Annotated in this window: 12 protein-coding genes; 7 read left to right on the top strand and 5 right to left on the bottom strand. The window is 44.0% G+C overall.

The window, feature by feature from the left end; all coding sequences use genetic code 11:
* The first annotated feature begins 294 nt into the window (after positions 1–294).
* From Q7U33_RS06845 to hemB, 7 genes are all read left to right on the top strand, one after another.
* Positions 295–2,280 carry a monovalent cation:proton antiporter-2 (CPA2) family protein gene (locus tag Q7U33_RS06845; RefSeq protein ID WP_304858957.1) on the top strand — a complete coding sequence of 662 codons (1,986 nt, stop codon included), beginning with the start codon at positions 295–297 and terminating at the stop codon, positions 2,278–2,280.
* Between the two features lie 22 nt (positions 2,281–2,302).
* A complete protein-coding gene (locus tag Q7U33_RS06840; RefSeq protein ID WP_304858955.1) occupies positions 2,303–3,388 on the top strand; it encodes an FAD-binding oxidoreductase in 1,086 nt (361 codons plus the stop codon).
* Positions 3,389–3,567: 179 nt separating this feature from the next.
* Positions 3,568–4,131 (top strand): aminodeoxychorismate/anthranilate synthase component II, encoded by a 564-nt coding sequence (locus Q7U33_RS06835; protein ID WP_304858953.1) that lies wholly within the window; start codon positions 3,568–3,570, stop codon positions 4,129–4,131.
* A gap of 4 nt (positions 4,132–4,135) precedes the next feature.
* Complete coding sequence (gene trpD / locus Q7U33_RS06830; RefSeq protein WP_304858950.1) at positions 4,136–5,152, top strand: anthranilate phosphoribosyltransferase; 1,017 nt, start codon at positions 4,136–4,138, stop codon at positions 5,150–5,152.
* Positions 5,149–5,607 carry a DUF3465 domain-containing protein gene (locus Q7U33_RS06825; protein ID WP_304858947.1) on the top strand — a complete coding sequence of 153 codons (459 nt, stop codon included), beginning with the start codon at positions 5,149–5,151 and terminating at the stop codon, positions 5,605–5,607. Before trpD ends, Q7U33_RS06825 begins: the two co-directional genes overlap by 4 nt.
* An 88-nt stretch (positions 5,608–5,695) precedes the next feature.
* Positions 5,696–6,484: an indole-3-glycerol phosphate synthase TrpC gene (trpC, locus tag Q7U33_RS06820; RefSeq protein WP_304858945.1), complete on the top strand. Its 789-nt coding sequence runs from the start codon at positions 5,696–5,698 to the stop codon at positions 6,482–6,484.
* A gap of 82 nt (positions 6,485–6,566) precedes the next feature.
* Positions 6,567–7,556 carry a porphobilinogen synthase gene (gene hemB / locus Q7U33_RS06815; RefSeq protein ID WP_019896955.1) on the top strand — a complete coding sequence of 330 codons (990 nt, stop codon included), beginning with the start codon at positions 6,567–6,569 and terminating at the stop codon, positions 7,554–7,556.
* A gap of 124 nt (positions 7,557–7,680) precedes the next feature.
* Here the strand turns inward: hemB and Q7U33_RS06810 are convergent, their stop codons facing one another.
* From Q7U33_RS06810 to rsmB, 5 genes are all read right to left on the bottom strand, one after another.
* Complete coding sequence (locus Q7U33_RS06810; RefSeq protein WP_304859021.1) at positions 7,681–8,307, bottom strand: hypothetical protein; 627 nt, start codon at positions 8,305–8,307, stop codon at positions 7,681–7,683.
* A 133-nt stretch (positions 8,308–8,440) separates the two neighbouring features.
* Positions 8,441–9,757: a sigma-54 dependent transcriptional regulator gene (locus Q7U33_RS06805; RefSeq protein WP_304858940.1), complete on the bottom strand. Its 1,317-nt coding sequence runs from the start codon at positions 9,755–9,757 to the stop codon at positions 8,441–8,443.
* A 31-nt stretch (positions 9,758–9,788) separates the two neighbouring features.
* Positions 9,789–11,930, bottom strand: a complete 2,142-nt coding sequence (locus Q7U33_RS06800; protein ID WP_304858938.1) for an ATP-binding protein — start codon at positions 11,928–11,930, stop codon at positions 9,789–9,791.
* Positions 11,927–12,496 (bottom strand): DUF4390 domain-containing protein, encoded by a 570-nt coding sequence (locus Q7U33_RS06795; RefSeq protein WP_304858935.1) that lies wholly within the window; start codon positions 12,494–12,496, stop codon positions 11,927–11,929. Before Q7U33_RS06795 ends, Q7U33_RS06800 begins: the two co-directional genes overlap by 4 nt.
* Positions 12,474–13,778, bottom strand: coding sequence for a 16S rRNA (cytosine(967)-C(5))-methyltransferase RsmB (gene rsmB / locus Q7U33_RS06790; protein ID WP_304858933.1), 1,305 nt, complete (start codon positions 13,776–13,778; stop codon positions 12,474–12,476). The genes Q7U33_RS06795 and rsmB overlap by 23 nt, the downstream gene beginning before the upstream one ends.
* Positions 13,779–13,786: the final 8 nt, after the last annotated feature.

Genomic DNA, 13,786 nt, shown 5'->3' with positions numbered 1-13,786 from the left:
AGTTTTATCTACACTTTAATCATTTATTTAATGACGTTGTAACAATTAAAGCATTAAGCAACTAGTATAAAAGGGAATGCTTTAGTGATAAAGCCTAAAGCATGATGAATATGCCAATATTGTCAAAAATATCCAAAAAAACTTCACCACAGGCATAGTTTTTGCTATTGACCAACAATTTTTACAAAAAATTGAGTAAAATCGACTAAGATATTTTTAGTTTTGATGTGCTTTATGAAACAATAGATAATCTAATAATTCAACAATAAAAAAACAACTTCCTATAAAGACAATATGTCAGGCACACTTCCTTTAATTCTAATGCTGCTCATCAGCTCAGTGCTTGCTGTTGCGCTTTTTCGCAAATTACAGCTACCTGCCATGCTGGCATATTTCCTAGTTGGTCTAGCACTAGGCCCACACACATTTGGCGTGCTTCCAGATGATGAAGCAAGTCGCGAGTTTGCCGAATTCGGCATTGTGTTCCTCATGTTTAGCATCGGCTTAGAATTCAGCCTACCTCAGCTATATGCCATGCGTAAAAAAGTATTAGGGCTAGGTGGCGCGCAAGTGTTTATTACCCTAGCCCTCACAATGTGTATTGCGAAACTGGCTGGCGTCAGTTGGCCCGCCGCCTTTGTGATTGGGGCTGCCCTGACCATGTCATCTACAGCGATTGTCTCAAAGATTTTAGCTGAGCGCATTGACCTCAACTCAAGGCACGGCCGTTTAAGTATAGGCGTACTATTATTTCAGGACATTATCGTTGTGCCAGTCTTAGTGTTAATCCCTGCGCTTGGCGCAGCAAACTCCAATTTATTTGATGTACTTGGACTAGCCACACTTAAAGCCATTGGCATGCTGCTATTCCTATTCACCGTCGGTAAATGGTTGATTAACCCCTTGTTTAACCTAGTTGCCAACCAACGCTCACGCGAACTATTTGTGATGAATGTATTGATGGTGACTCTATTGGTTGCTTTTGCCACTAAAACCGCTGGGCTATCTTATGCTTTAGGTGCTTTTGTCGCTGGCATGCTAATTTCCGAAACCAAATATCGCTACCAAGTGGAATCTGACATTGCACCATTCCGCGACATATTATTAGGGTTGTTTTTCATCAGCGTTGGCATGTTGCTCAATATTACAGAAATTATCAACCACATCTGGCTAATCTTACTGATTCTATTTGGATTTATCCTATTCAAAGCCATCATCGTGACGGCCGTGGTTCGATTTGTTAATTATGAAATAGGCGTAGCGATACGCACTGGCATCATTCTGGCACAAGCTGGTGAGTTTGGCTTTGTGATTCTAGCGTTAGGTGCTGAACAAAAACTGATTCAAGGCCCCGCATTACAAGTAACCTTAGCTGCCGCTTTGCTTTCTATGGTCATTGCACCGCTTCTTATTCAATACAATGGCCGCATTGCACGCCGTTTGGCACGTAGTTACACCCGTAACAGCGGCCAAATCATAGAAGAAATAGATGAAGGCAGTAAACACCTGCATAACCACGTAGTGATTTGCGGGTACGGCCGTAGCGGCCAATATCTTGGGCGTTTCCTGAAAGAAGAAAACATCCCTTACGTAGCATTGGATATTGACCCATCCAGAGTTTTGGACGCCGCAGCCGCTGGTGAAAACGTGATGTTTGGTGACGCCGCCAGACGGGTAGTGCTAGAAGCAGCTGGCGCTGCCAGAGCAAAAGCACTCATCATCAGCTATGCAGATAACCGTGCCGCAATGAAAATTTTACACATTGCACAAGAAAGCTATCCGCAGTTGCCAGTCATCGTTCGTACTGTGGATGATTCCAATATGGAAATACTACGTCAGGCTGGTGCAACAGAGGTCGTACCTGAGATTTTAGAGGGAAGTTTAATGCTGGCGTCGCATGCGCTAATGTTGCTTGGCGTTCCATTAAATCGCGTAGTTAAACGCATCAGAATGTTTCGTGAAGAACGTTACAGTATGTTTAAAGGCTACTTTCACGGTATTTCAGACACTGAAAATGAAAGCATCACCAAACAAGAGGTTAGGCTTCACTCGGTCATCATCACCGCAGGTGCATACGCGATTGGCAGATGCCTTGATGATATGCAATTGGATAGCTTTGATGTCAACATTAAAAACATTCGCCGCCCCAATTCGGAAGGTGCGCTGATGTCTAACGAAAGCCTACTCGCCGAAGGTGATGTGGTTGTGTTGCTTGGTCAGCCAACGGGTTTAACCAATGCAGAAAATGCATTGCTAATGGGGCGTATCGCTAATAAATAAAGGTTTAAATCTAGAGGATCTAATGTCTAAACAACATACCATGATTATCGGCGGCGGCATTGTCGGCTGCATGACCGCAATGGAGCTGATTAACCGTGGTCACCGTGTCACCATCGTTGAACGCAACCAAATTGCCAGCCAAACTTCAGGCGAATCATCTTGGGCAGGCGGTGGCATTATTTTCCCATTATTACCATGGCTATATTCAGAAGCGGTCAATACTTTAACGCACAACAGCGCTAATTTTTACCGTGCGTTATCGCAACAACTAGAACACGAAACAGGCTTTCCATCCGATTTTGCACAGTCAGGCTTTTTATTGCTGCCTAAGTTTGATCTCGACGCGGCTAAAACATGGTGCAAGCACAACCAGCTTAGCTTCCAACCAGTAAAAGCTGCCGCTTTTGGTGTGCAATCGCCAAGCGGCGAAGATGGACTATGGCTGCCTACCGTATGCCAAATACGCCCACCTTATTTGATGCAGGGTATGCGTAAATGGTTAGAGCAACACAATGTAACGATGCTTGAACATACTCAACTTGTGCCCCTAGAAGAGACGCAACAACTGAATGAGTGGCAAACGACAAGCGGTGAGAAACTCAGCGCAGATCAATTTGTGGTCACCTCTGGTGCATGGAGTTTTGATTTACTGAAAGAAACCAGCGCAAAGCTCAACATCAAGCCAATGCGTGGACAAATACTGCTTTACAAGCCCGCTAAAAATCTAGAGCAAATGGTGTATAGAGAAGGCTTCTACATGATTCCTCGCTTAGATGGCTACTTATTAGCGGGCAGCACATTAGAAGACGTTGGCTTTGACACCAGCGTGACAGAAGACGTGCGTGAAGAGTTACGGATAAAAGCTGAAACCATTATGCCAGAATTAAAAGGCCAGCCCATTATCAAACACTGGAGCGGCTTGCGCCCAGGCACCCCTGAGAACCTTCCAACCATAGGCGCTCATCCGACTATCAAGAATCTGTTTTTAAACACTGGTCATTTTAGATACGGGCTTACCATGGCGCCAGCCAGTGCGAAGTTAATTGCAGCTATCATGTCAGAAGAAAAACCAAGCATAGACGCAACACCCTACGCCTGCGCTTACTAACTTAAGCACGCCTAAGCCTTATTGATAAAGTGACACACAATCAGTAAGCAAATAGATATGATTTCTTTTCAGTAATTTGACGTATTTACCTATACGTAGATTTTAAGCGTTGGTAAAATAGTGCTGATAATACAAGGCTTTTCACGGATGAAAAGCCAGCAAGTAAATTAGGACAGAACATGCTGCTAATGATCGACAACTACGACTCATTCACCTACAACTTGGTGCAATATCTAGGTGAGCTTGGTGAAGAGGTATTGGTTTACCGTAATGATGAAATTGATTTAGCCAAGGTTGCAGAACTTAAGCCTGATCATATTGTGATTTCACCAGGCCCTTGCACACCTAACGAGGCTGGCATTAGCGTGCCACTCATCAAAGAGTTTGCAGGTAAGATACCTTTGCTAGGTGTTTGCTTAGGCCATCAAAGTATTGGTCAAGCGTTTGGTGGCAACATCATCCATGCCAAGCAATTGATGCATGGCAAAACCTCACTCATCAATCATAAAGATATTGGTGTGTTTAAGGGACTGCCTAACCCATACACTGCTACACGCTATCACTCATTAGTGATTGAAAAAGAATCCCTACCAGATTGCTTGGAAATTACAGCATGGACAGATGATGGCGAAATCATGGGCGTTCGCCATAAAACGCTTGCTGTTGAGGGTGTGCAGTTCCACCCTGAGTCTATCCTTACCGAACATGGGCACGCGCTTTTAAATAACTTCTTGAAAGCTTAATCCTATGAGTTATGCGCAAACGCTAAACCAGTTAATCAACGGCGAACACTTAAGCTTTGCGGCTATGCAAAGCTTAATGCATCAAGTCATGGCTGGCGAACTTACCCCCGCACAGATTGCTGGCTTATTGGTTGCATTGCGTATTAAAGGTGAAACGGTAGATGAAATAGCCGCAGCCGCCAGTGTGATGCGTGCGCTTTCAACTAAAGTGAATATTCAAGATGCCAATTATCTAGTCGATACCTGTGGCACTGGTGGTGACGGCATACAAACTTTCAACATCTCTACCGTAAGTGCGTTTGTAGCGGCAGCCGCTGGTGCAAAAGTAGCTAAACATGGCGGCCGCTCAGTCTCATCCACTTGTGGTAGCGCAGATGTATTAGAGGCGCTGGGCGTTAACGTGAACTTAAGCCCAGAGCAAGTGGCCAACTCAGTTAATCAAGTTGGCTTAGGGTTTATGTTCGCTCCAAACCACCATAGCGCAATGAAACATGCCGCGCCAATACGTCGCGAGCTTGGTATTCGTACGCTGTTCAACTTGCTTGGCCCTCTCACCAATCCAGCCAATGCTAAGCGCCAGGTCATGGGTGTATTTTCACCAGACTTAACCGCTAAATTAGCGCATGTGCTCAAGCAACTGGGTAGCGAGCATGTGATGGTGGTATGCGGTGCTGACGGCATGGATGAAATCTCTTTCACAGGCAACACCCATGTGGCTGAACTTAAAAATGGTGAAGTGCATGAATACACCGTGAATCCAACCCAATTTGGCTTAGATTTACACGACCTAAGCAGTATTAAAGTGAGTGATGCACAAGAATCTAAGAACATGATTCTAGATTTACTCGCTGGGAAAACAGGTCCCGCCAGAGACATTGTATTGCTTAATGCAGGCGCTGCAATTTATGTTTCAGGCATCGCATCTACGCTAGCAGAAGGTGTCAAAACAGCAGCGGTTATGTTAGATAGTGGAAAGGCAATGCAAAAGCTACAGGCACTCATCAGCACGTCAAACACATGAGAGTAGATGCTAAATATCTGTTCATCGCACTTGGCTTAGCATTTACTTTATTTGGCTGCAATCAGCCAAGCGCCAGCGATACCCAGCAACTTACAATTGCAGAACATACAGACCTAGCTGCGGTCAGCAATGCTAGTATTGAACAAGCTTTTGCCTCAAAACTAAGCGACGTACAAGTCACTGGCACTGGTGTTGTCATCAAACTGTTACCCGATGATAACAAAGGCGCAAAACACCAAAAGTTTCTAGTTAAAATCAACGCTAAACAAACCTTGTTATTTGCACACAATATAGACCTAGCACCAAAGGTACCTTTACAAGTAGGCGATACAATTTCGTTTAATGGTGAGTATGTATATAATCCAAAAGGTGGGGTGATGCACTGGACCCACCATGCGCCTAAAGGCGACCATGAAGGCGGATGGGTAATACACAACAACCAGAAATACCAATAAAGACGCTAGGAGCTTTGCTCCTAGACCAATACATTTACTACCAGTACATTTATTACCAATTCATTTATTAATGTAATAGCGAAAGCATATGTCAGACATTCTAAATAAAATCATTGCAACTAAAATGCTTGAGGTTGCCGCTGCGAAAATCAAAAAGCCATTTGAGGTCGTACAGGCAGAAGCCGCATCTGCCATTGCAGTAAGAGACTTTGTTGGTAGCATCCGCACAAAAATTGCGAACAAACAAGCTGCGGTGATTGCTGAGATCAAAAAAGCCAGCCCATCTAAAGGTGTGATACGTGCAGATTTTAAACCAGCAGAGATTGCAACAAGCTATGAACAAGGCGGCGCAGCGTGTTTGTCAGTACTTACTGACGTGGAGTATTTTCAAGGTTCACCAGAGTATTTAAAACAAGCCCGTGCCGCATGTCAGTTACCGGTGCTACGCAAAGACTTTATGATAGATCCGTATCAAGTTTACGAAGCACGGGCGATGGGCGCTGATTGTATTTTACTGATTGCTGCAGCTATTGATTTAGCCAAAATGCGTGAACTAGAATCAATTGCCCACAGCCTAGGGATGGCGGTTTTAGTAGAAGTCCATAACGGTGAAGAGTTAGAGCTTGCGTTGCAACTCAACACCCCTCTACTTGGCATCAACAACCGTAATTTGCGTACGTTTGATGTCACGTTAGACACGACCCTAGGCCTATTGGCACGAATTCCAGAAGGCAAAATCGTCGTCACTGAATCGGGTATTTTCACCCAAGAAGATGTAGCGCTCATGCGTAAAAGTAATGTACACACTTTCTTGGTTGGGGAAGCATTTATGCGACAACCAGACCCAGGCGCTGAACTTGCAAAAGTGTTCGCTTAAGACAACTATTTAGAACACATATACAACAAAGAACACTGCCGAACACACTGATGGCAAAGTTACTTTTTACTGAGGTTTAAACATGAGCTACCCTTATTCTCGTCCACGTCGCATGCGTAAAGATGATTTTTCACGCCGCTTGATGCGTGAAAATGTACTGACGAGCAACGACTTAATTTATCCAGTGTTTGTGTTAGACGGTGAAAACCGCATTGAAGAAGTAGCCTCTATGCCAGGCGTAAAGCGCCAAAGTATTGATGTATTGCTTAAAACAGCTGGCGAATGTGTCGCATTGGGGATTCCAGCCATCGCCTTATTTCCAGTGGTTGATGCACAATTTAAAAGCTTAGATGCCGCCGAAGCCTACAACCCAGAAGGTTTGGTACAACGTACCGTGATTGCGTTGAAAGCAGCCTACCCTGAACTAGGAGTGATTACAGATGTTGCTTTAGATCCATACACGACGCACGGACAAGATGGACTCATTGATGACTCCGGCTACGTACTCAATGATGAAACGATTGAGGTCTTAGTCAAACAAGCCATCTCTCATGCCAATGCAGGCGCGGATGTTGTTGCGCCTAGCGATATGATGGATGGACGCATTGGCCAGATTCGTGAATCATTAGAAAGCACGCTAAATATCCATACCAAAATTCTGGCTTACTCTGCCAAATACGCCTCAGCATTTTATGGGCCGTTTCGTGATGCAGTTGGCTCTGCTGCTAACTTAGGCAAAGGCAATAAATACACTTACCAAATGGACCCTGCTAACAGTGACGAAGCGATGCAAGAAGTTGCTTTGGACATTTCAGAAGGTGCAGATATGGTGATGGTTAAACCTGGCATGCCATATTTAGATATTGTACGCCGTGTTAAAGATGAGTTTGGCGTACCTACGTTTGCATACCAAGTCAGCGGCGAATACGCAATGTTAAAAGCAGCAGCTCAAAATGGCTGGCTGGATGAAAAAGCATGCGTGCTAGAAAGTTTGCTGGCATTTAAACGCGCGGGGGCTGATGGCATTTTAACTTACTTTGCGATGGATGTTGCTCGCTGGCTCAAGGACTAGCAATTTTCCTAAAGAACTTACAATTCCAAAGCAGGCAATTTCAAAGCGAGCAATTTAACAATTCTCAAAAATTAATGATTTCAGTCACTCAAGTTAAGTAAACGCCACATAGGTGAGCGCTTACTTAACTTGCAGCAATCAAAGCCTTTAATCCGTCGATGCCTACCCGATCAGCATTACTGCCATCTGTTGCACGCTTGGTAGGCACACGAATATCATCCACCTCAAATACACTCAACTTAATTAGTCCCGTATCCATTTCTAACGTAAACACAGGCACGGTTTTACGACCATCGCCTCTTTTATCACGCTTACCATCATTCATAATGCGATAAGATTTCTCGTTTACATCAAAGGGAATTTGCTGGTTAAGCAGAAACATCTCAACCTCCTTAATGCTATCTGCAAATAAATGAATGTGGGTTTCTGATAGCAAGCCTGCTGTGCCATCCAATACTGGCCCCGTGAGATGCGGGTTAAACTTTTCTAACATCTGCATTGTAAACAGTGCATTGTTGCGTAAGTCGCGTAAGTTTTCTGGCTGCTCTTCACTTAAAAAGAGTGCGTTATAAAGCCTAAGCTCCTCTTCCACCTCGGCGTTAGATGGCAGGCTGCTAGTTTCCAATGCACCTAATTGCCGCCCAGCTTTCTTTTTAGCATAGGCATAATCCGATATACCATCTTCTGCCATCATGCGCGCGGCCTGCTGTGCAACTAACTGACGGATGTGTTGTAAGTTTTCTTTTGCCATTATTTTATAAACGCTATCGTGAGCATGCCTGTCATGAATGAACTCACCACAATGACTAACCAAGCATCCTAAAAGATTGGGTAGCATCATCATGGCGTTGCCTGCATATGATTAAATGCTAAAAATTAGAAACCTAACCCTTAATTTTGACATCTAATTGCTTAAGTTTACGGTACAAGTGTGTACGCTCCAGACCCGAAACCTCAGCCAGCTTGTTCATATTTCCCGCGACTGATTTAATGTGATAATTAAAATAGAGCCGCTCAAAATCGTCCCTCGCCTCACGTAAGGGTTGATTAAGATTAGTCTCCAATTCAGGAGTCGAATGCTCTGCACCATTCAATTTAGTTGCAACTGCGACCTTAGCTTCTGATTGCAGTCCAACCTCAAACTGATGCATTACTCTGTTTACATCGTCTAAGGTAATCTTATCACCTAAACTGGTCTGAATCAGATTGCGCACTATAGCATCCAGCTGTGCTATATCCCCTGGCCAACTAGCATTGCGTAATGCATTTAATGCAGCAATATCAAACTCACGGTAAGGAACGTTTGCAAGCTCAAACTGCAAATTTGCCATCGTAATCACTAAATCTGGAATATCTTCTTTATGTTCTTCTAACGCAGGCACTCTTAATGAAACTGCAGATAGAATTTGCAGTAGATTATGGTCAAATAAGCCTTCAGCTTGCAATTTCTGTAAGTTATGGCTAGTCCCACAAATCACACGCACATTGTATTTTTCTGCTTTTGTAATCAAAAGCAACAACCCTTTTTGTTCGGTTTTATTGAGCTCTGCAATTTCAGGGATATACACGACACCATCATTGACCGATGCTAAAACATCTAGTGGCGCAGTCACAAGCTGACTAAACTCAAACAACTCAACCCATGGCGTATTTGTATTATGCAAAAAACGCGCACATAATTCAGCCCCGCATCCAACTGGCCCTATCAACAAAACTGGGCTAGGCACATCACTCGAGCTAGCGGCAATTTTATCTAAACGCTCTTTTAAGGCCATCACGATTGGGCTTTTGCCCAAACTAATCAAATTCATCTCTGATTTTGGCAGTTGCTCGCTATGCTTTAATGCAGTAGCCACGGTTTTAAGCAGCTTTTGTAGAGCAATCGGCTTTTCTAGAAAGTCAAAAGCACCTATACGCGTCGCCTCTACAGCAGTATCAATGGTGCCGTGTCCAGACATCATCACCACAGGCATCGTCAACAGCCCACTATTCGCCCACTCTTTCAATAAGCTAATACCATCACAATCTGGCATCCAAATATCGAGCAACACCACGTCTGGACGCTCATGCATACGCATCTCCCGTGCGGTGGCAGCATTTTCTGCTAACTGAACTTGGTATCCCTCATCTTGCAAAATATCACGCAAGAGTTCGCGTATCCCGATTTCATCGTCAATCACTAAAATATGTTTTGATGCCATACGATTCGTTTTTGATTAATAAGTGTGTTGTTTAATTGAGTAATAGTGGAATGCTAATCGTTATGATAGCACCCGAGCCATTTGCTTCATCAGATAATACATTTTCAATTTTAATATTCCCTCTATGTTCCTCGATGATTTTTTTAACAATCGCCAAGCCCAAGCCCGTGCCGTGTGGCTTGGTAGTCATATAAGGTTCAAATACGTGCAACATCATCTCGGCAGGAAAGCCACCGCCATTATCTTGCACAGTTAATATCAACATACCGTCATCAACAGAGGTTGTAATTTGGATCAGCGGCGTTAAAGTAGATGCCAATGCATCTTGTGCATTCTGCATGAGGTTATGCAACACCTGGCGTAGCATCGTGCTGTCGCCTTTAATCGGACAAGCTTTGTTTGTGAGCGCTAACTTAACTTTTATTTTTGGCACATCATAAAAAGAAACAATCTCTCTAATTAATGCATTAAGGTCTAAATTTTCCAGATGAGGTGTTGGTGAGCGTGCGTACTCACTAAACTCATTCACCATTTTTTTAAGTGCATCCACTTGATTCACGATGGTTTCAGTTGAGCGCTGCAAAATCTCAGCATCAGCCTCTTCCAACTTGCTGTGTAATTTGTGCGCCATCCGCTCTGCAGATAGCTGAATCGGTGTCAGCGGGTTTTTAATTTCATGCGCCAACCGGCGGGCCACCTCCCCCCATGCCGCATCGCGCTGTGCCTGAACCATTGCGGTAGCATCATCAAAAACTGCAACATACCCGCCATCTGGCAAGCGTGTTCCTCGCAACGTAATAATTTTTTTTCCATGTGCAGTGGCCAACTCAACCTGTGCTTGCACCTCTTCTTTTTGCATACTCTTCTGCGGATGTTCTTGCTGAATACTCACAGCAATGGCATGAAAAAAGTTCGCAAGATTAGGCTGTTTTTCTATTATTTTCTCTGGCGTAAATCCAACATAGCCCTCTAGAGACACGCCTAGTATGTTCACAGTAGCTTCATTAAAGGTACGTAACTCACTCCGCTCATTTAATGCCAATACACCTGAGGACAAATGTGCCAAGATAGTTTCTAAATAACCTCGGGCAGCTTCTACTCGCGCGCGATTTCTATCAGCCGCTTTCGTTGCATCGCCCAACTGCTGTGTCATGCTGTTAAATGATTGCACCAACACGCCTAACTCATCTTTCCCATGTGCAGGCAACATCGTACTGTAATCTCCGCTGGCAATCGCTTTAGTGCCTTCCGCCAGCACCGTGAGTGGTGCAGATAATCGACGACTCAACACAAATGCAATTGCCACGGCCGTGAACATCGCCAGCATCATCACTAAAGTCAACGTCAGCGCAAACACTTCTCTTAGCGCAGTTCTGCTATATGATAATTGCTGATAATCTTGATACACGTCCTGCACCGCTTCTGCGGTTGTTGCTAACGACTTAGGCACAGGCTGTAGTAACTGCAAAATACGCATTTCACCCGAAATATCTTGCACACTGACGGGAATCAACACGCGCAGATACAAACCTTTACCATTAATAGGCTCAATATTGCCATAAATGCGCTGGCGCGCCTGTCTAAGCTGCGTCACACTCGGGAGATCTGGCAGAAAACTACTCGCGTCTCCACTAGATACCGCCAAAATTCCACCTTGCGGTGTAAATAGCGCTGCGTCCTGCACTCCACTCTTCTCACGCAAGTCGTTGAGCATGGAGAAATGGATATTTGCTGGCTGAAACGCTAGGCTAGTCGCCATGCTTTCGCCCTTCTCCTTTACGTCAGCCAACATGATTTCCAGGGCTGTCTGCCCAAGGTTCAACCCGCCCTCTAAAGCAGACTCCACTTTGACGTTAAACCATGACTCTATCGATCGGGTTAAAAAATTAACTGACACCAAATACACAATCAAGCCAGGAATAACCGCCATCAGCGCAAACGACCCTAACAGTCTAAGCGTGAAACGACTCCCCATCACTCGCTGACGAATATTACGGTACAAACTAAATAGCTGAACACCAATTAATAACACTAACAATACTGCCAACGCAATATTTAATGCCACTAAGAGCGTGTAGTGCTCCCCTGACGCCGCTGTATTAGCACTTGCATTGGATAGCAAATAGAGCAGCAAGCCTCCCAGTAGCGCACTTGTGAATACAATGTATTTCATTTGAATAAATGAGGCGTCCACTCAAAACGTTGCGAACTAATTTTCCACTCGTTTGAAGTCATGCCTTCTATCTGTAGGGCTTTAGGTAATTTCTTTTGATCCAAGCGCATTAATAAAGCGGCTCGATACCGCTCGCCCTTCTCAACATCGACCTCTTGAAACACCTTCATATCCTGAATAATCGACAAATCTTCAAGCGCCTCATCCAAGGTAGCATATGCACGCTGCTGATCATTTCGCATCACGATGTATTGGCGAGTAAGCGCGTGGTAACTTAAGCTCACTTGCTGTACGGTCGTGACAACTTCATTATCAAACCAATACTTGTTCGGCGTGAATAACTGAAATTCAATCAAGAAATTAAACACAAATCCTTTAAGAATCGCCTTCTCTACTTCAGAGCCAAAGTTGATTTCCGCATCTGCATTAAGTAAATAATCATCTTCATATACTGTTAGATTTGCACTTCTAAGACGTAGGCTACTGCCTTCAGCAAGCACTGAACTTGAAAACAACACCAACGCGACTACGCAAAAAATGACCTTAATTCTTTTGCAGTAGTGCATAAAAGAAACCATCGTGTGAGTTAGAAGGAATAAGCTGACCTTGCATATGTCTAATATTCTGATGTGTAGTATCGAGTATGTGATGAATAGGCAACTGAACTGCATCTGAATTTTTCAGCAAAAATTGATCAACTTGATCTTGATTTTCTTCTTTAAAAACAGAGCAAGTAACGTAAAGCAATTTACCACCCTTTGCCAACATCTGCCATAACGTTGGTAAAATTTTAGCTTGTTGGGCAGTAAAAGATGCAATATCAGCCTCTCGCCTTAACCATTTGATATCAACGTGACGCCTGACAATACCAGAGGCAGTACACGGCACATCTGCAAGAATTCTATCAAAAGGCGACCCATCATACCAATCAGTTACAGAAGCATCGCCAACCAACAGATTCGCCTTTAAATTAAGGCGCGCCAAATTACTCTGCACCCGCTGCAAACGCACCTCATCACTATCTAAAGCCGTCATCTGCACATTCGCTAGCTCTAAAATATGTCCTGTCTTACCGCCTGGTGCGCAGCAAGCATCCAACACACGCATTCCCGCCTGAGCATCTATCAAATGCGCAGCTAATTGCGCACCGTAATCTTGCACAGAGACTACCCCATCAGTGAACCCAGGTATCTTTTCAACGGCAATTGGCTTAGTTAAAACCACTGCCTGCGCACCTACTTGCACAGCATCAATTTCACTGCGTGCTAACAATTGCAAATAATCTACGGCACTAATCTTTTCTACATTCACACGTAAGCTCATCGGTGGATGCTGATTACCTACCGTTAACATCTCTTGCCAATCATTAGAATACTGAGCTTTCAATTTATTGACCCACCATTGAGGGTAAGAATAATTCGCGACTTCATTACTCTTCAACCTAGCGGATAATTGCTCTTTTTGTCGTAAAAAGTTACGCAAAATTGCATTCACCAAACCCTTTGCCCAAGACTTGACTGGTGGTTTCTTTAGCTGGCTAACCGCATGCACTGCTTGATTGACTACCGTAAACGCATCTGCTTTATCATGCGTCAACTGATAAATCGCCACCAACAATAAGGCATGAATACGCTCATCGTCTAGCGGCTTCTCAAGTAAAGCTCTCAAATAAGCATCAATTTCACCATAGAAACGTAACGTACCGTAACTTAAGTCAGCCGCAGCGCCTTTTTGTTGCGGCGTAGCGCTCGGGAAATTTGACAAAGATGCAGGCAATGCTGTTGTAAGATTTCGGCCTGAAAATACCTGATGAACAGCATCTGCAGCGATTTGTTGAGAAATATACAAAATTAGTT

Source organism: Methylotenera sp. (assembly GCF_030653755.1).
GTDB lineage: Bacteria > Pseudomonadota > Gammaproteobacteria > Burkholderiales > Methylophilaceae > Methylotenera.
The sequence above is the reverse complement of the archived record's forward strand: the minus strand, read 5'-3'. Positions and strand labels throughout refer to the sequence as shown.

Excerpts from the sequence above, each read along its gene's own strand:
- Q7U33_RS06845 (WP_304858957.1), top strand. The coding sequence starts at position 295 with ATGTCAGGCACACTTCCTTTAATTCTAATGCTGCTCATCAGCTCAGTG.
- Q7U33_RS06835 (WP_304858953.1), top strand. The coding sequence starts at position 3,568 with ATGCTGCTAATGATCGACAACTACGACTCATTCACCTACAACTTGGTG.
- hemB (WP_019896955.1), top strand. The coding sequence starts at position 6,567 with ATGAGCTACCCTTATTCTCGTCCACGTCGCATGCGTAAAGATGATTTT.
- Q7U33_RS06810 (WP_304859021.1), bottom strand. The coding sequence starts at position 8,307 with ATGGCAAAAGAAAACTTACAACACATCCGTCAGTTAGTTGCACAGCAG.
- trpC (WP_304858945.1), top strand. The coding sequence starts at position 5,696 with ATGTCAGACATTCTAAATAAAATCATTGCAACTAAAATGCTTGAGGTT.
- Q7U33_RS06795 (WP_304858935.1), bottom strand. The coding sequence starts at position 12,496 with ATGCACTACTGCAAAAGAATTAAGGTCATTTTTTGCGTAGTCGCGTTG.
- Q7U33_RS06825 (WP_304858947.1), top strand. The coding sequence starts at position 5,149 with ATGAGAGTAGATGCTAAATATCTGTTCATCGCACTTGGCTTAGCATTT.
- trpD (WP_304858950.1), top strand. The coding sequence starts at position 4,136 with ATGAGTTATGCGCAAACGCTAAACCAGTTAATCAACGGCGAACACTTA.
- Q7U33_RS06800 (WP_304858938.1), bottom strand. The coding sequence starts at position 11,930 with ATGAAATACATTGTATTCACAAGTGCGCTACTGGGAGGCTTGCTGCTC.
- Q7U33_RS06805 (WP_304858940.1), bottom strand. The coding sequence starts at position 9,757 with ATGGCATCAAAACATATTTTAGTGATTGACGATGAAATCGGGATACGC.
- Q7U33_RS06840 (WP_304858955.1), top strand. The coding sequence starts at position 2,303 with ATGTCTAAACAACATACCATGATTATCGGCGGCGGCATTGTCGGCTGC.